Raw genomic sequence first — 16,576 nt, forward strand, 5'->3', positions numbered from 1 at the left:
TTTTCACTCACGACTATTTCCCGTAAATCAACCCAATCATCTGCTCCAGTGCATCGGTAAAATCGAGCGGCGTGGGGCTACAGGTTTTTTCGGAGTCGAGCACAAATATTTTCTTGTTTTTCACGGCATTCAGGCTTTTGTAGGTTTCCCACTTTTCTTTTTCGTCGGCGCTGAGCGAGCCCATAAGAATAACGAAAATCACATCGGGGTTGCGTACGAGTATGCCTTCGCGGGTGATACTGCCAATGGTTAAATCCGACGCGATGCTTTCACAGCCTGAAAAGTCGATAAAATCCTGCATAAAGGTATTGGGTACCACGGTAAACAGCGGATTGGCGCCAATCTGCATAAATACCCGGGGCTTTTTATCCATTTTCGGAACAGTGGACATCACGCCGGCCAGCCGTTCTTTCGATTGTTTCACCAGCTTCTCGGCCAGCTCTTTCCGACCTGTTTTTTCACCCAAACGGATCAGGTACCAGCACATTTCGTCGTACGATTTCGGGTAGGGAAAATACATCACTTCAACCCCCATTTTTTCGAAACTGCGGGTGGTTTCGGGGTTGGTGAGCGAGCTGGTGAGCACCAAGTCGGGCTTCAGCAGCATGGCTTTTTCGAGATTCACTTTCACGGCCGACGCTACTACATCAGCATCTTTCGGGTCTTGGAGGGTACAATAATTGGTGCAGCCCACCAACAAATCTTCGGCGCCCAGCATGTATAAACTTTTGGTGAGCGACGGGGCCAGCGAAATAATACGTTTGGGCACAGCAGCCTGCGTATTAAGCGCCAATATTGAAACTACCAGTGCAAGAATCAGCTTGAAATTTCTCATTAGTTCAGGGGTAAATACCAGTGGTTATTATCGAAATACTGTTCTCCGGTTTCTACGGCAACGGGCTGCTGAAAGATTGGCCCGTCGATGACAAAGCTGTGAAACTCGCCGTTTTCGGCACAAATATCCACACCAGGCATCGCCTCAAGTTCGGCAATCATTGCCGCATCGAAAATACGGCCCAGGTACGATTGCGGCAGCGGCTCCCTGCGAACAGCCACCAGCAACGGTTTAAAGCCTTCGGCAACCAGCTCGCGCGCCAGCCTGCCGGTCGGGTCGCCCCAAATGGGGAATAGGGACTCAATGCCCGTCTCGTTGCACACGCGCTCAATCCAGCTGCGGTGCTCTGTCAGGTAAATATCGCCAAACACACCCCCTTCGATGTTTTCTTTTTTTAACGCCGCGATGGCTGCTTTAAAGTCCTTTTCGTAGTCGTTGCCGCCGGTCTCCTGCTGAATCAGGCGGATTCCCATCGCTACGGCCTGCCGTTGCAGCAGTTCTTTTGTCAATCCGTGCGAGCGCGATAGGTTGGTGCTTCGCTCGCACATGTTCAGTAAGCCCAACATCCGGTGGTTCCCGGTTTTGAGGGTGCGGTGCAAAGCCAGCATACAGTCCTTGCCGCCACTCCACGAAACAAATACATTCATGCGTTAAAGTCGTTATGACCTCGAAGAAAAGAAACAGGATGGAATGTGTATTCCAACGATCTTATTCCCCGAAGACCAGGTTAAACATGTTGTGTTCCCGGCAGGTCTTCTGGCTCACCCTCCTTCGGGCCTTCCCATCCGGCAGTGGCCGGACAGTGGCGTAAGTTCCGAAGAAACATACAGGCTTACAGCAGCGGGGACTGCTCCGGATTTGCACCGGATTCCCTTATTAAGGCGCCTTCCCGTTTAACAGGAAAGAAAGCCACCGAAACAGGGCAAAAGTAGGAAATAATTATGCTTCCTGCAATTTTTGTCTTTCTGCCGGACGGAAAATCGCTTTTAAAAAGATATGCCGGATTTAACCTCACATGGCTCATCAGCCGACGGATCAAAGTCGTGGTACTGATTTCCTGAAACCTTATTTTCATGATCTACCTTAGTAGTCCTGTCCGACCTCATTGCGTCCAACCTTATTTACGGTCATGTTTCAGAAACTGTTCATATTCATCAGAAAAGCGTCAATCTTCATCCGATAGGGTGAATAAGGTTCATGTTTTTTACATTATTGACTACTAAGGTTATAAAGAAACAAATTAGTTTTTTTTAGAAAAAGAATCACAAAAGATATTCATACTCTTGGGTTACGGTTGTCACCCGCTTGCTGTTTTTCTATTTCCGGCTCGCTGTTTTTTTCATCGATATCCCGCATCCTGATGAAAATAAATTGACGTCTAAATACAATGTTAAATTATTTATTAACAAAACTTGACTTATTGAAAACATTGTTATAAATTGTCATTAATTATCAGATAACCAATTTTAGCCAAACTCATCAAGGAAGAATTGAAGAAGGCAAAGTTTAACAAATAGGGCAGAAACGAACCGATTTTTTTATGAGAGATGCGGGCAAATGCCTGCATCTTTCTTTTTATGTGCAGCCTGCCCCTGGTTTATTCGTATTGAATCACCTCTCTCAGGTTCATCCGAAAAACCCGCCGGGCAAGAATGAGGATTACCGAAAAGATCATCAGCGACAAAAGCAGCGCCGGCAACACAAAAAACCAAACATTCAGGTCGATGCGATAAATGTAGGTTTCCAGAAACCAATGTTGATACCCGTAAAATGAAAGAGGAACTGCTACCACAACGGCTACGGCAAATTGCAGCATCAGTTGCTTCGACAGCAGCCCCGCCACCTGGTTCATTTCGGCACCCAGCACTTTCCTGATTCCAAGTTCTTTCAGGTTTTGATTGATGGTGATTAATATCAAACCAACCATGCCGATTACCGCGATGAAAATAGCCAAAACCGAAAATAGAGTGAATACCGACGCAAAGGTTTTATCGGGTTTCAGATCGACCCGCATCTTATCGTCGAGTGAAAAATACTCGAACGGCTGATCGGGGTACACCGCTTCGTACTGGGTGCGCAATTTGGGTATCAGCGAAGCAAAAGTGCCGGCCTGCATACTCCCGAGTTTAAGGGTGATAAAGGTTTTTTGCCGGTCGCTCAGTGAGATAACGGTTGGCACTGGCTCGGTTTTTATCGATTTATAATGAAAATCATCGACCACCCCGATAACCAGCCATTCGCGGTCGGGCCCGTTTACCATCACCTGGTTTACCACCTCTTCGGGATTGCTGTACCCAAAACGTTCCATCGCCAGTTTATTCATCAGGATGGTTTGCCGGCTGGCCTGTTCATTCTGATGAAACTTCCGTCCGGCAAGTAGTTTGATGTTGTAAAAATCGATGAACCGGTCGTCGGCTGCAATCAGAAAATAAGCCTTCGTGTCAGTTCCGTCGTATCCTTTCCGGCGTCCCGAAAACCAGTTATTGATTTCCTGCCCGGGAATGTCGGAAGAAAAGGTAAAGTCGGTCACCTCGGGCAATTCGAGCGCCCGGTTTTTAAACAACATCAGTTTATTGGCGCGTGCATCTTCCTGGTCGGCTGTTCGCGGGGCACGGATCACCAGGCTCGATTGATAATCAACGCCCATTTCCTTTTTCATTAAAAATGAAGCCTGCCGAAAGGTCACCAGGGTTCCGGTGAGCAAGGCGATTGAAATGATAAACTGAACGGTAATTAACCCTTTGCGGAACGTCAGTCCTTGTGCCGTGTTCTTAAACTTTCCTTTTAAAACAGCAACCGGTTTGTACGACGAAAGCGCCAGGGCCGGATATAAACTTGATGCCACAATGCCGGCGGCAAACACCAGCAAGCCGGTCCGGATAAACCCGGGCTCAACCCATAAATTGAAATCGCGGATATTGGTGACCGCCTTGAAGAAAGGATTGATCAGAAAAGATGAATGTCGGGAATTGGCTGGAGAAAATACTGATCGCGCGTTTGGCTGGCCTCCAGGGCCGAAAGGTAGTTTTTGGCAACCATATCGGGCAGGGCCCGCCGGCAAAATTCTTCGTGATTGACCCCCGGCGCCAGTAAAATGTAGGTATGGAATCCGTCGAACGACCAATTGGCGTATAAACCCGGCCGGCTTGATAAATAGGTTTCGAGCGAAAACAGAAAATCGGTTTGAAGGTGCGAGTTAGCGGGAATGTTCTTGTAAACAGCTGTGACCGTATAATTTTCGGTTCCGTTTACCTTCAGAATTTTGCCCAGGGGGTTGTCGCCGGCAAAATACCGTTGCGCAGCCCGCTCTGAAATAGCCACCGTATTGGGTTGTTCGAGGCACGACTTTGTTCCCCGGATCAGGGGAATTGTAAACAGTCTGAAAATTGAACCGGTTGAATTATAGGTTTTTTCTTCGTTGAAAAAAACCTTGTCGCCCACGGCATTTTCGGCGGTTACCGAAACATTGTACTTTCGGGTAATAACGGCCCAATCCTGCACCTCGCTGTAATTCTCCTGCAACCATTTTCCCGAAGGAAAAAATGAATTGGCCGTTTTCCACTGAAGCTTCTCATTCTGGTAGCGGTCATAAACAATGCGGCACACCCGCGATCCGTTTTCGTGATAACGATCGAAACTCCGTTCGAAAAAAACATATTCCAGAATCAACAGCGAACTCAGAATGCCGACGGTTAATCCAACCGTATTGATGATGGAAATGATTTTGTGTTTTGCCAGGTTACGGATAAAAATCTTCAGAAAGTTCAGGTTCATGTCAGTTGTTTTTACTTTTCATTGTCAGTTGCAAGCCGATTCGTGTCTTTTCGTATTTCGCTTGCTCATACGATCCTCCCGTCTTCCAGCCGGATGATGCGTTTTCCGTAGCCGGCAAACTTCTCGTTGTGGGTCACCTGGATGATGGTCATCCCTCCCTGGTTCAATGTTTTCAGCACATCCATAATCATTTCGCCCTGCGATGAATGCAGGTTGCCGGTGGGTTCGTCGGCCAGCAGCAATTTGGGTTTACCGACAATGGCGCGCGCTATTCCAACCAGTTGCTGCTGCCCGCCCGAAAGCTGTGCCGGGAACAAATCTTTTTTAGCCACCATGTTGAAGCGATCAAGCAGATCGGCCACCATCGCCTGGCGGTCGCGGCTTTTTACGCCTTTATAGATCAAGGGGGTTTCAATGTTTTCATAAACGGTCATTTCCTCAATGAGGTGGTAGGCCTGAAAAATAAAGCCCATGAAGTTGCGGTGGTATTCAACCTTTGCTTTTTCTTTCAGGTCGAGTACAGGCTTGCCGAACAACTCATAGCGGCCTTCCGAAGGCTCATCGAGTAAACCAATGATGTTCAGCAAAGTTGATTTTCCCGAGCCGCTGGGGCCCATCACGCTGACAAACTCCCCTTCATTTATTTCGAAGTTGATGTCTTTTAATACGAATGTTCGTTGAAATCTGGAATCGTAGTACTTGTCGATGTGCGATAGTTTGATCATATCATGTGTTTAAATTAATTATCTGAATCAGGATGGCTTGGATTAAAAGATTTTCAGGATTAATGTTTTCGGAATAATCTTTTTACTTCAAGGCTTGTTGATCCAAAGTTTACAAGCAGGCCTTTTTCAATTTGATAAGCCGTTAAATAATTTAAAGCTTGTGCCAGATGAACTTCTTCCAGATGAATCAAAGCTTTTAATTCAACCATCACGTTGCTTTCGACAATAAAATCTGCCCTACGGGTTCCAACTTCTATGTTCTCGTAATAAATCGGCATTTCCCGTTCACGCAGAAATTCCAGCCCGGCCTTGCCAAGTTCTATTGCCAGGCATCTTTGGTAAATCACTTCCTGAAAGCCGTTGCCCAGGGTGTTGTGTACTTTCATTGCGCATCCGATAATTTTGTAGGTCAACTCATCATCAATCTTTTTATCCATAGGTATTGAAGTTTAGTTAGTAATCCTGTTCATCCTTTTATCTTGCAAATCCTGATTCAGACATTCTACTCATACCGCAACGCCTCCACCGGGTTACGCGTAGCGGCTTTAATCGTTTGATAACTGGTTGTCAATAAAATAATAACAAAGAGTATCCCTGCGCCCAAGGCAAACACCCAGGGCTGCACATGTAATTTATTGGCGCCCGGGATCCATTCGTACACCCACCAGGCTGCCGGAATGGCTATTAACAAGGCAAAAAACAGCAGAACAAAATATTCGCGGCTCAGCAGGTAAAAAATGTTGACGGAAGTGCTTCCATTGATTTTGCGTACGCCTATTTCCTTGGTCCGGCGAAACACGGTGAACGAAACCAAGCCGAGCAGCCCGATCATGGCCAGAAAAATATTAAAGACCGTAAAAAACAGAATGGTGCGATTGACCGCGTGATAAATTTTAAAGCTGTTTTCGTTGGCAAAGGCCGTTGGCAGGTCGTTAAACTCGAACGGATCGTTGGGAAATGCTGCTTCGAACTCGCTGGTCAGAATGGCCTTAGCTTCCCGGTAATTGGTTGGATCGACCCGGAAAGCAAAGGTCCAGGTGCCGGCTATTTCTTCGGGCGCCAAAACCAAAATGGAGGGCTCAATGCCATTGTGCATGTCCTTATAAATGTAATTTTTCACCACACCAACAACCGTTAGTTTGTTGTTATTCAGCCGTTTTCCAATGGGGTCGTCCCAGCCAAAACAGTTGGCTGCTGTTTCGTTGATCAGGCAGGCTTTGCCGACGTCGCCCGGGAAGGAGCGCGAGAAATCGCGGCCGCCAATCAGTGAAATGCCCATATTCCGCACATAGTCGTAACCAACATCGTTGAACCGGCAACTGAGCTTTTCCTCCTGATCGGCCCCTTCCCAGTTGGTCATCCCCCCGCCAAAGCTTACAAACGGAATGTGTTTCGACATGGAAGCGTCAACTATTTCGGGATGTTGCAGCAAACGGTCGCGCAGCTGGCCGAAGTTTGTCCCGCTCTTCGAGACCGTCATCTTCGTGTAAAGCATATTCTCTTTGTTAAACCCCAAATCTTTTTCGACCAGATGCTTGATTTGCAGCGATAACGACAGCGTGATTAAAATCAGAAAAACGGAGATGGCAAACTGGGAAGTAACCAGCGCTTTTTTCAGGCTGAACTTCTCACGGGCTTTGCTGAATAAGTCACCTCTAAACAAAGACACGATTTTATTGGATGATAAAAACAAGGCCGGATAAACACCCGATAAAAGGCCAATACTCAACGAAACAAAGATCATCAACCCGACAGACTGCCAGCGCCCTGTTAAGCCAAAATCGAGTTGCCGCCCAACAATCCCGGCAAAAACCGGCAGGAAAATGGCAACCAGTAAAAAGGCCAATCCCAGGGCAAGCAATGAAATGAGCATGGTTTCGCCTAAAAGTTGCGCGATAAGCGTTGCCCGTGTACTGCCGTTTACTTTTTTCACGGCGACCTCTTTCCCCCGGGTAGAAGCATTAGCCGTAGTCAGGTTAATGTAGTTGAAGGCCGACATGATCAGGATAAACAGGCCGATTAACCCGTACAACAACAGCACCACATAGTAGTGGCCATTCCCGTTGAAATCGAGGTAAAGCAAATTCATCGGGCACAGTTGCAGTTCTTCGAACTCAGCTCCGCGAAAGCCGGCGAAAATGGGTTTTATTTTTTGCTCAAGCAACTTGTAATCAGCGCCGGGCCCGAGCAGGGTAAAAGTCATGCAATCGCCGGTGTAGAGGTCGGCGCGGGTAATTCCATCGGTTTGTTTTAAGGTTGAAAATGAGATGATGTAATTGGGCCGGATGGTCGTATTATCGGGCAAATCGGCGTAAACGCCCGTTACTTTCAGGTCGAACTTCTTTTCAACGGTGACGGTTCTTCCCAACGCCTTTTCGCCGTGAAAAAGCTTTTCGGCTAATGTTTCCGACAGCATCATGCTGAATGGTTCCGATAGGGCATTCTGCCGGTTACCCTCGATAAAATGATAGGTAAATACATCAAGATAGCAGCTGTCGGCACAAATACCTTCGTCTTCGTAAACCTGCCGCTCTGGTTCAGAGGCCAGAAATTTACCGCCATTCTCCCGGATCACTGTCACTTTTTCAAATTCGGGGAACTGCCTCTCCAGCAATTGGGCTGTAATCGGGCGCGAATGGGGCGAAATATCATTCCCGTCCATGGCATACCTGGTTCTGGCATAATGCCGCTGCACCCGGTAAATCCGGTCGTAGTTGGTATTCGCCTTGTCCCAGCTTAATTCGTGCTGAATGAACAGCCCGATCAGGATAAAAGCGGTGAAGCCCAGGGCCAGCCCGAATACATTAATTGCTGAATACCCTTTGTGTTTTAAAAGGTTTCGGACCGAGATTTTAAAAATGGTGCGGAACATGGTCAATTATTTTTTGCATAAGCTGAAAACCGGGGCCAAAAAAGATGCCATATCAGTAACCCGTTGATAATATACCGCTTAAGCACAAAGAACCCAGTCATTCTATCAAAATATTTGACAGACGATGTCAATTATTTTGACACAAAAAATCCTGATTTGCCACTTCCCTGCTAATTCTGCCAATTTAATTGTATCCCATCTTCTTCATGATCTTCCGGAACTGGTGGTCGAGCGCAAGCAGAAGCAGTATCAAAACGGCAATAAAAAAGCAGCCGGTATACAAGGGATTATATTCGAACCGGATCCGGCGGGTATTGGAAAAAAGATGAAGGAGGTTAAACGAGAAGAAATACTCCAGAACAAAAAAAGCGCCCCCGATCAGGACGAGTGAAACAGCGCCCGCCAACAGCAGACTCAGGTAATAGTCACGCCGGCTTTTCCTTTCCCTTTCTGCAAGAATGCGGCTCATCACCTGTTCTTCAAACCTTTCAGACAGTTCGTCGGTTCGTTGAACCAGGGTTTTTATCAGCGCTTTATCTTTCATGATTCTTGTTATTAATCAAAAATACAATCTTTTTACGAACCCGAAATAATTTTATTTTGACGTTATCGGCGCTCAGAGCGGTAATGTCCGACAGTTCCTTCACCGATTTACCCTGCGTGTAATAGAGCGAAATCAGCGCTTTATCCTCCGGGCTCAATCGTTCCACGGCCGCCTCAATCAGTTGTATCATCGTCTCGTCATCTTCCCGGTCGAGCAGCTCATCCACAGTTTCGTCCGGAATGTTGTTCAGCGCCTTTTCGTCGATATCGGGGCACCGCAGCTTTTTTTTGCGGGTATACGAAATCGTCGTGTTATAGGCGATGCGGTACAACCAGGTCGACAAACTTGATCCTCCCCGGAAAGAATCGAGCCGGGCAAAGGCTTTGACGAAAACATCCTGGGCCAGTTCCTCCGCATCTTCCCGGCACGAAATCATTTGCCGGATCAAAGCATAAACCGGACGCTGATAACGCTTCAGCAGAACGGAGTACGCCCTCGGCTCTCCGTCCAGCACACATTTGATCAGGTCAGTTTCATTCAGGTGCTCCATGTTATCTGCTTTGACGCAAGCCTGCAGGCTTGGTTACAACCTGCCGGCAAGCCTTTTCAAACCAAAAAATTCAGGCATTTGGCGGTTGTAACCAAATTCAGGAGCCGGCGTCCAACCTCACAAAGAACAAAATTATTGATTTAAAAATTACCGTTATGATGGACTTTATTACGATTCCGCTGGTTGTCGGAATGATCACGCTGGGTATTTATAAATTGTTTGAGCTGTTTGTACACCGCAAAGAACGGCTCACCATGATTGAAAAGATCGGATCGACCTTCGATGCCTCGATGGTACAAAACAAATTCACCTTCCCTGAAAAAAACCGGCCGGTGTTTGGCACACTCAAGATTGCCTGTTTGCTGCTGGGAGTTGGGCTGGGACTGCTGCTTGGGTTTATCCTTTCACAATCTTTTGGGTTAAACGATTTGATGGATGGTAACCACTATATCCGGGAAACGGTTGGTGTCATTTACGGCGCTTCGGTCTTGCTTTTCGGGGGCATCGGGTTATTGGTCGCTTTCATTCTGGAAATGAAGTACTCGAAAAAGTCGGGAGAATAACGCTCCGCCCATCCATCAAAAGGATCTTTCCTGTTGAAAGCCTCTGCCGGGTTCCTGGCGGGGGCTTTCCAGCTTACTTTGTTTTACCCCTAAATCTCATGAGGGGGGACTTAAGAGTTCCAATCTACGCCTTTTGCATATTTCGGATATTTTACTCTTTATCACCTCAATATCTTTTTCAATTTCTTCATTGGTAAAACGAATGACCTTTATTCAACACTCATTCAGTTCTACTTCCAGCCCAAGATCATATTCAGCCTGTGCTTTTGATTTATGGATACCTCCGTCGACTTCAATAACTAACTTCAGCGGATGACAGTAAAAGTCAGCAATAAAAATATCAATCGGGTGTTGCGCCCTGAAGCGAAATCCCGACATTTTCCTGCCCTTTAACTCTTCCCAAATCTTTAGCTCCGACGGAGTCATATGATCCCTCATAAACTTTGCCCGCTCAAAAATGATTGGTTTGGCATTGTAAAACATCGAAACCTGATCTCTTATACTCATGCTTTTTCTTCGTTAAGCCCCTTCAGGGGTTCGGGGTGAAACATCATTCATACCGCAACGCCTCCACCGGGTTCCTCGTAGCGGCTTTCCAGCTTTGCCAGCTTACTGTAAGCAGGGCGGCTACTCCCACCATCAGACCCGAAGCTGCAAAGATCCACCAGCCAATGCTCGCTTTGTTTCCGATGCCCCGCAGCAATTGGATAATAATATACCAGGCGAAAGGGCAGGCAATTACATACGCAATAAGAACACAACGTAAAAAGGAAGCATTTAAAAGCTGAATAATTTCAATACTTTTGGCACCATTCACTTTACGGATACCAATTTCCTTGATCCGGGATTGAGTGGCGTGATAGGTCAGCGCTACAAGTCCCACAAGCGCCATGAATATCGAAATCATACTGGCAAAGCTGAACGTGCTGCTCAGTTGCTTGATTTCATCGATATACTCTTCCGCCTCAGCGCTTGTAAAATGATATTCAAAAGGAAGTCCGTCAGAAAACCGCCCGATTGTCTTTTCAATCTCTTTGATCGTCCGGTTGATATTGCCGGGAGAAATACCCACAAAAAAATACTTGGTAAAGTGCTGATTTCCCGGATGGGCCGACAAGATCAATGGCTTAATCTCGTTAAACAGGAAATTGTTCTGAAAATCTTTCACCACCCCGATAATGATATTATTTTTGCCCCAAAAGCTCACCTCTTTACCAACCGGATTCTCATACCCCATCCGTTTGGCTGCAGTTTCGTTAATAATCACCCCCTTCAGCCCTTCCGTCCGGCCACTGACAAACTCGTCGCCAAGGACCATTTCCATATCAAATGTCTGGGTATAACCATCGCTTACAATGGCAAAGCCAAAGGAGTCTTCTATTTTCTCACCCTGATCGTTGATCCAGCTTACACCCGAATGGTTTGGTATGCCTGCAGGCATCGAAGAGGCGGCGCAGGCATCGCGAACCGAAGGTATCTTTTCCAGTTCGTCTTTTAGACTGGTGTAATTATTTTTTAAGGCATCGCTGAACGGAATTTGCATGACCAGCTCGTTATCAAACCCGAGAGGCAATTTTTCCATGTAGTTGTATTGCCTTCCGATCATTAGCGTAATAATGACCAGCATGATGGAAATGACAAACTGGAATGTAATGATACCGCTTTTCCCGGAAAGTTTTATTTGGGGACGATCTGTTTTGCCTAAAAGCGTCAGCGGTTTTACCCCCGACAAAACGACCGCAGGATAAAAACCGGTCAGCACCGTGCCTGTTATCCAGAGGATCAGACTGCTCATGATGAACAGACGAACATGACTTTTAAAAAACGGAAGCACATCTGATCCGGACAATGCTTTAAACAGGGGCATGGCAAACCAGGTCAGCGCAATTCCGGCAACGATCGCCAGGAAGCAGATTAAAGCCGTTTCCTGCAAAAACTGCAATCCGATCGCAGTCCTGTTTGCCCCCGATATCTTTTTAAGTGCAATTTCGGATGACCGTTTCTGCACGAACGAGGTAGACATGTTGATATAATTCAGGATGCTCACGCCCAATACGACGAAACCGATGAAAACGACAAGATAAAGCGGGTTCTTATTGAAGTACAGCCGGCGTTCGGTCAGCGGGATGAGGCTGAGGGTCAATTGTTCCGGAAAGCGCACTTGCTCAGGTCTGAACTCACTGTAAAAATGTTCGATCTTCTTGTTGAATTCCCGGTAATCGACATGCTTCTTCAGTTTAAAATAAGGCTCACCATTGCTGTCCCAACCCTGTAGGTAAGATTCCGAGCGCAGCGTGTTTAAAGGAGCCAGTACCGAAAATTTAAAAGTGACGTAATCGGGGATATCAACCACACCCGTCACTTTAAAAACCTTGTCCCGGTTTAAGGTCAATGTTTTCCCAAGGGCGGAAGTGTTACCAAAATACTTTTCGGCAGTCTCTTTTGAAAGGACGACGGCATTCAGTTCCTTTAGTGCATTCTCTGGTGAACCCTCAGTAAAAGGATACCGGATGATCTCAAACAGGCTCCTGTCGGCAAGACAAAAAGAAGTCTCATTGAAGCTTTTTATTGTGCTGTCGGAAGAGGACTGCAATGAAACGATGCAACTGCTGAACTGGCTGAAATTCTCCGTCCGGGCGGCGCATTCAATCTCCGGGAAACGCCCGGCAAGCAGCGGCGTCAGCTCATAACTGATCGTGGTATTTCCCAGCGGAGAATCCAGACTTTTCTGTACCAGTTGAAACACCCGTTCGCTGTCGGGGATCTGGCTGTTATAGGAGTATTCCTTGCTCACATGCAAAATGATCAGCATGGCGCATGCAAAACCGAAAGCCAGTCCTGCAATATTCAGCGCTGTAAAAACCCCGTTGCTTCTTAAAAAGCGGAAAAGATCTTTTATTTTGAGGATCATAGCTCTTAAAAACTTCGTTTATAACTAAATGCTGCCCGTCAATGTTCCGGGTTCCGGTTCTGCTTCAATCGGAATGCCCAAAATACAAGTTATTGATTTTTAAATAGCTGTAAAATACCCCATATGCACTTTGTAAAAATATTTTACAATGAATGTTGGATTCTTTAACAGGAAGCTTGAGGTGACAATTGAACTTGCCCACACAAGTTTATGAATTTTGCGGATACCGAGAACATACTGCCGAGCCCGGGCAAAATCTCCGAGGTGATTATTTGTGATTGGTGTATGTAATCCGAAAAAGTTTAAACATATTTGGAATGTAATCCGAAAAAGTTGTATTTTTGATTTCACTAACTCCATTGCAAATGATAACACGCATATTGGAAACCACCATCCGGTCAAAGCTAAATCAATCAAAAGCAATCATTCTGGTTGGGGCGCGTCAAGTCGGCAAAACAACTCTTCTAAAATCACTCTTTCAGAACAGGGATGATACTCTTTGGCTAAATGCAGATGAGTTGGATGTACAAAATTTATTTTCAACCATTTCGTCAAGCAGGCTAAAAGCAATTATTGGAAAGAAAAAAAACATTATCATCGACGAAGCACAACGGATCGGGAATATCGGATTACGACTAAAACTAATCACTGACTCGATACCGGAAGTACAACTGATCGCCACCGGAAGTTCGTCGTTCGACCTGGCAAACAAAGTGAATGAACCTTTGACTGGGAGGAAATGGGAATATCAAATGTTTCCTCTCTCATTCGCCGAGATGGTTAACCATCATGGACTGCTGGAAGAAAAAAGGCTCCTCCCGCACCGGTTGGTTTATGGTTATTATCCCGACGTCGTTATTCATCAAGGGTCAGAAAAGGAAATCTTAAAACAACTGTCTGACAGTTATTTATACAAGGACATTCTTATGTGGGAACAGATTAAAAAACCTGAGAAACTATTAAAACTTCTACAGGCTCTTGCCTTTCAGATCGGTTCGCAAGTCTCATATAATGAATTGGGGCAACTTTGTGGACTAGATTCCAAAACGGTTGAAAAATATGTACAGTTACTGGAACAAACTTTTATCATATTCCGCCTGGGTTCTTTCAGTAAGAATCTGAGGAATGAACTAAAATACAGCAAAAAGATCTATTTTTTTGACAATGGAATAAGAAACGCACTAATTGCCAGGTTTGATCAGCCGGAAAGCAGAACTGATATAGGTGCATTATGGGAAAATTATCTTGTTTCTGAAAGAATCAAATACCTGAATTATTCTAATAAGTGGGTGCATTACTGGTTTTGGCGAACCAGGGAACAAAAAGAAATTGATTTTATTGAAGAATCCGAAGGAAAGACATCAGCATATGAATTCAAGTGGGATTCTGAGACGCGGGTAAAACCACCAAAACAATTCTTAAATAACTACAGCCACAGCACCTTCAAAGTCATACACCGCGACAATTTCGATGAATTCTTAATAGGCTGAGACGGATAGTTTCGAGATTTCAAGCCGTTTGAAGAATACCTTGGCCTGAACACACCCTCTTTAACCGCTGTAGAAAACCCGCATCATAGCCTGCAAATTCACATTATTCTCTCTCTCTCTGGCTACTCTTTTCTACATATTTAAATCAGCACAACTGTGTCACTCATACCGCAACGCCTCCACCGGATTTCTTGTAGCGGCTTTCCAGCTTTGCCAGCTTACTGTCAGCAAAGCAATTCCCAAAGCCAACAAACCGGCCAGAGCGAAGATCCACCAGCTTTGTTCGGTTTTGTAGGCGAAGTTTTCGAGCCATTTGTGCATGGCGTACCAGGCAACAGGTGTGGCAATCAAAAAGGCGATGAGCACCCACCTTACAAAGTCACGGTTCAGCATGATTAAAATCTCAGAGATCCGGGCTCCGTTCACTTTTCTGACACCGATTTCCTTGCTTCGCTGTCCGGCAGTAAATAACGCCAACCCAAAAAGCCCCATACATGCTACGACTATCGTAAGGCTTGCAAAAAAGCCTATTAAAAGCCCAAGTTGCTTTTCTGTCTGATAGGCTTTATCATAATGCTCATCCAGAAAACTGTACGCAAATGGCTCACCAGGGTTAAATTTCACCCATTGTTGCTGAATATATGCGACAAGGGCGACCATATCCGTGGTTTCTGCTTTTACAATTACCGACCCCGCACCACGGTTCAAGACCATGACCAGAGGAGATATCGGTTCACGAAGCGATTTGAAATGAAAATCTTTTACAACACCTATTACCTTAAAGTTTTTCCTTTTGCCACTGTTATCGGAATGAGTTAAGATTTGGCCAACAGCATTGTTCTTCCAGCCCAACGCTTTTGCAGCAGTTTCATTAACAATAATTGAGGCCGAATCAGAAGCGAATTGGGATGAGAGATTGCGGCCTTCGAGAAGGTGCATATTCATCACCTCAAGATAGTGTTCGTCGACATCGTATCGAAGAGCCTTTATTTGCCTGGAAGCGTCGTCATCGGGAAAAATGAAGAAGTTATTGTTAAAAGTTGGCCCTGCCGGCAGATAACCCGATGTGCTTACATTAATAACCCGCGGATCCTGTAACAGCAAATTCCTGAAGGTCCCCTTATTGTCCCTCAGCAGTTCAACGTCCGGAAGTATCATCACCTGCTCCTTTTCGTAACCCAACTGCTTGCTCTGTATGTATTGAAGTTGCAGTTATACTGCCATGGTGCAAATGATAAGACCAATGGAAATAATAAACTGCAAAACCACCAGTCCGCTGCGTATGCCACCCTTGTTGCCTGTGGGAAAACCGGAAAGAGCCCCGCCCTTTAGTATTAAAACGGGTTTAAACAATGAAATAAAAAAACCCGGGTAGCACCCTGCAACTACGCCAACAACAATAGTAATCAGGAAAAGTACCGGAAACAATAAAGGATTTCCGGAAAAATCAGTGTCAATCGGTATAGTTGTCAAGTTGCTGAACCCGGGCAGAGTCACCTTGACTAAAAGTAAAGCAGCAGCTAATGCTATCAGAGCAAGGAGTACTGACTCATATGACGATCTACTACAGCCGGCAATTTCGCTTCCAGGTCTCTATAGTTAGCGCCCTTCGAAAGTACCAGATAGGTGTGAAATTCAGATTCCATCCAGGTTGTATTTTCAGACTCCGGAAAAGTAGCCATGTATGCGAAAAGATCGAATTCGAAATGAGAGTTTTCGGGTACATCTTTCATCACACCCGTAATCGTAAACTCTGCATTCCAATCAGGGAATCCAAGCACTTTTCCGATCGGCTCTTCCTGTCCGAAATATTTAGCTGCAGTGCTTTCCGATATGACCACCGTATTCGGTAGCGTCAGGACGTTTTCAGCATCGCCCTTTATAAGCGGTAAGGAAAACACCCTGAAAAAATTATCGTCCACAAAGGCAAAAGAGTTGTCTCTGAAGATTTTTCCCCCATTTGCAACTTTCGGAGTTCCGTAACTTCGTAGCCGGGTAGCTTCTTCCACTTCCGGAAATTCCGCAAGCAACGTACCCGCAACCGGAGGCATTACATGTGCTTCGTTCATTTTTTCACCTTGTACCGATCCCCGAAAAACCACTCTCACTATCCGATCGGCCTTTTCATGAAACCGGTCGTAGCTTAGTTCATGCCAGATAAACAATATGATCACGATACAGGTGCCCAAACCTATCGTCAGTCCAAAAATATTGATAGCCGAAAAAAGCTTGTTTTTCAATATATTTCTAAATCCGATCTTAAAGAAATTCTTCATCATAGGTAAAAAATTTAAAGATTAACAGCACTCATT

Annotated in this window: 15 protein-coding genes and 1 riboswitch; of the genes, 2 read left to right on the top strand and 13 right to left on the bottom strand. The window is 45.6% G+C overall.

What is annotated here, in order from left to right:
• Positions 1–13: 13 nt before the first annotated feature.
• The 9 genes from AC6H3C_RS24145 to AC6H3C_RS24185 form a co-directional block, all read right to left on the bottom strand.
• A complete protein-coding gene (locus tag AC6H3C_RS24145) occupies positions 14–835 on the bottom strand; it encodes an ABC transporter substrate-binding protein (RefSeq protein WP_497518253.1) in 822 nt (273 codons plus the stop codon).
• Positions 835–1,482 (bottom strand): Dph6-related ATP pyrophosphatase, encoded by a 648-nt coding sequence (locus AC6H3C_RS24150; protein ID WP_497518255.1) that lies wholly within the window; start codon positions 1,480–1,482, stop codon positions 835–837. Before AC6H3C_RS24150 ends, AC6H3C_RS24145 begins: the two co-directional genes overlap by 1 nt.
• A gap of 82 nt (positions 1,483–1,564) precedes the next feature.
• Positions 1,565–1,767, bottom strand: a riboswitch (cobalamin riboswitch).
• A 665-nt stretch (positions 1,768–2,432) separates the two neighbouring features.
• Positions 2,433–3,698 carry an ABC transporter permease gene (locus tag AC6H3C_RS24155; RefSeq protein ID WP_497521293.1) on the bottom strand — a complete coding sequence of 422 codons (1,266 nt, stop codon included), beginning with the start codon at positions 3,696–3,698 and terminating at the stop codon, positions 2,433–2,435.
• 83 nt (positions 3,699–3,781) lie between these two features.
• Positions 3,782–4,609 (bottom strand): ABC transporter permease, encoded by an 828-nt coding sequence (locus AC6H3C_RS24160; protein ID WP_497518256.1) that lies wholly within the window; start codon positions 4,607–4,609, stop codon positions 3,782–3,784.
• Between the two features lie 65 nt (positions 4,610–4,674).
• Entirely contained in the window at positions 4,675–5,334 is a 660-nt protein-coding gene (locus AC6H3C_RS24165; protein ID WP_497518257.1) for an ABC transporter ATP-binding protein, read from the bottom strand.
• A 59-nt stretch (positions 5,335–5,393) separates the two neighbouring features.
• Positions 5,394–5,771, bottom strand: a complete 378-nt coding sequence (locus AC6H3C_RS24170) for a GxxExxY protein (protein WP_497518258.1) — start codon at positions 5,769–5,771, stop codon at positions 5,394–5,396.
• Positions 5,772–5,836: 65 nt separating this feature from the next.
• Entirely contained in the window at positions 5,837–8,206 is a 2,370-nt protein-coding gene (locus AC6H3C_RS24175) for an ABC transporter permease (RefSeq protein WP_497518259.1), read from the bottom strand.
• Positions 8,207–8,390: 184 nt separating this feature from the next.
• The gene (locus AC6H3C_RS24180) at positions 8,391–8,750 is read right to left on the bottom strand and encodes a hypothetical protein (RefSeq protein WP_497518261.1); all 360 of its coding nucleotides are present in this window, start codon (positions 8,748–8,750) and stop codon (positions 8,391–8,393) included.
• On the bottom strand, positions 8,740–9,300 hold the full coding sequence (locus AC6H3C_RS24185) for an RNA polymerase sigma factor (RefSeq protein WP_497518263.1): 561 nt from the start codon (positions 9,298–9,300) through the stop codon (positions 8,740–8,742). The genes AC6H3C_RS24180 and AC6H3C_RS24185 overlap by 11 nt, the downstream gene beginning before the upstream one ends.
• 155 nt (positions 9,301–9,455) lie before the next feature.
• Between AC6H3C_RS24185 and AC6H3C_RS24190 the strand changes: the two genes are divergently transcribed.
• Positions 9,456–9,863 (top strand): DUF6249 domain-containing protein, encoded by a 408-nt coding sequence (locus AC6H3C_RS24190; RefSeq protein WP_497518264.1) that lies wholly within the window; start codon positions 9,456–9,458, stop codon positions 9,861–9,863.
• A gap of 213 nt (positions 9,864–10,076) precedes the next feature.
• On the opposite strand, the gene AC6H3C_RS24195 is transcribed toward AC6H3C_RS24190, so the two are convergent.
• Both AC6H3C_RS24195 and AC6H3C_RS24200 read right to left on the bottom strand, forming a co-directional pair.
• Positions 10,077–10,370 carry an endonuclease domain-containing protein gene (locus AC6H3C_RS24195; RefSeq protein WP_497518265.1) on the bottom strand — a complete coding sequence of 98 codons (294 nt, stop codon included), beginning with the start codon at positions 10,368–10,370 and terminating at the stop codon, positions 10,077–10,079.
• 43 nt (positions 10,371–10,413) lie between these two features.
• On the bottom strand, positions 10,414–12,774 hold the full coding sequence (locus tag AC6H3C_RS24200) for an ABC transporter permease (protein WP_497518266.1): 2,361 nt from the start codon (positions 12,772–12,774) through the stop codon (positions 10,414–10,416).
• A 365-nt stretch (positions 12,775–13,139) separates the two neighbouring features.
• Here AC6H3C_RS24200 and AC6H3C_RS24205 point away from each other — a divergent pair, with 365 nt between their 5' ends.
• Positions 13,140–14,264 carry an ATP-binding protein gene (locus AC6H3C_RS24205; protein ID WP_497518268.1) on the top strand — a complete coding sequence of 375 codons (1,125 nt, stop codon included), beginning with the start codon at positions 13,140–13,142 and terminating at the stop codon, positions 14,262–14,264.
• 159 nt (positions 14,265–14,423) lie between these two features.
• Here AC6H3C_RS24205 and AC6H3C_RS24210 read toward each other — a convergent pair whose 3' ends face one another.
• Complete coding sequence (locus AC6H3C_RS24210) at positions 14,424–15,422, bottom strand: ABC transporter permease (RefSeq protein ID WP_497518269.1); 999 nt, start codon at positions 15,420–15,422, stop codon at positions 14,424–14,426.
• Positions 15,423–15,793: 371 nt separating this feature from the next.
• Positions 15,794–16,543, bottom strand: coding sequence for an ABC transporter permease (locus tag AC6H3C_RS24215; RefSeq protein ID WP_497518270.1), 750 nt, complete (start codon positions 16,541–16,543; stop codon positions 15,794–15,796).
• Between the last annotated feature and the right edge of the window lie 33 nt (positions 16,544–16,576).

The sequence above is a fragment of the Gaoshiqia sp. US2 genome (assembly GCF_059705485.1).

Coding starts and splice junctions, on each gene's coding strand:
- AC6H3C_RS24145 (WP_497518253.1), bottom strand. CDS start 835: ATGAGAAATTTCAAGCTGATTCTTGCACTGGTAGTTTCAATATTGGCG.
- AC6H3C_RS24150 (WP_497518255.1), bottom strand. CDS start 1,482: ATGAATGTATTTGTTTCGTGGAGTGGCGGCAAGGACTGTATGCTGGCT.
- AC6H3C_RS24160 (WP_497518256.1), bottom strand. CDS start 4,609: ATGAACCTGAACTTTCTGAAGATTTTTATCCGTAACCTGGCAAAACAC.
- AC6H3C_RS24165 (WP_497518257.1), bottom strand. CDS start 5,334: ATGATCAAACTATCGCACATCGACAAGTACTACGATTCCAGATTTCAA.
- AC6H3C_RS24170 (WP_497518258.1), bottom strand. CDS start 5,771: ATGGATAAAAAGATTGATGATGAGTTGACCTACAAAATTATCGGATGC.
- AC6H3C_RS24175 (WP_497518259.1), bottom strand. CDS start 8,206: ATGTTCCGCACCATTTTTAAAATCTCGGTCCGAAACCTTTTAAAACAC.
- AC6H3C_RS24180 (WP_497518261.1), bottom strand. CDS start 8,750: ATGAAAGATAAAGCGCTGATAAAAACCCTGGTTCAACGAACCGACGAA.
- AC6H3C_RS24185 (WP_497518263.1), bottom strand. CDS start 9,300: ATGGAGCACCTGAATGAAACTGACCTGATCAAATGTGTGCTGGACGGA.
- AC6H3C_RS24190 (WP_497518264.1), top strand. CDS start 9,456: ATGATGGACTTTATTACGATTCCGCTGGTTGTCGGAATGATCACGCTG.
- AC6H3C_RS24195 (WP_497518265.1), bottom strand. CDS start 10,370: ATGAGTATAAGAGATCAGGTTTCGATGTTTTACAATGCCAAACCAATC.
- AC6H3C_RS24200 (WP_497518266.1), bottom strand. CDS start 12,774: ATGATCCTCAAAATAAAAGATCTTTTCCGCTTTTTAAGAAGCAACGGG.
- AC6H3C_RS24205 (WP_497518268.1), top strand. CDS start 13,140: ATGATAACACGCATATTGGAAACCACCATCCGGTCAAAGCTAAATCAA.
- AC6H3C_RS24210 (WP_497518269.1), bottom strand. CDS start 15,422: ATGATACTTCCGGACGTTGAACTGCTGAGGGACAATAAGGGGACCTTC.
- AC6H3C_RS24215 (WP_497518270.1), bottom strand. CDS start 16,543: ATGATGAAGAATTTCTTTAAGATCGGATTTAGAAATATATTGAAAAAC.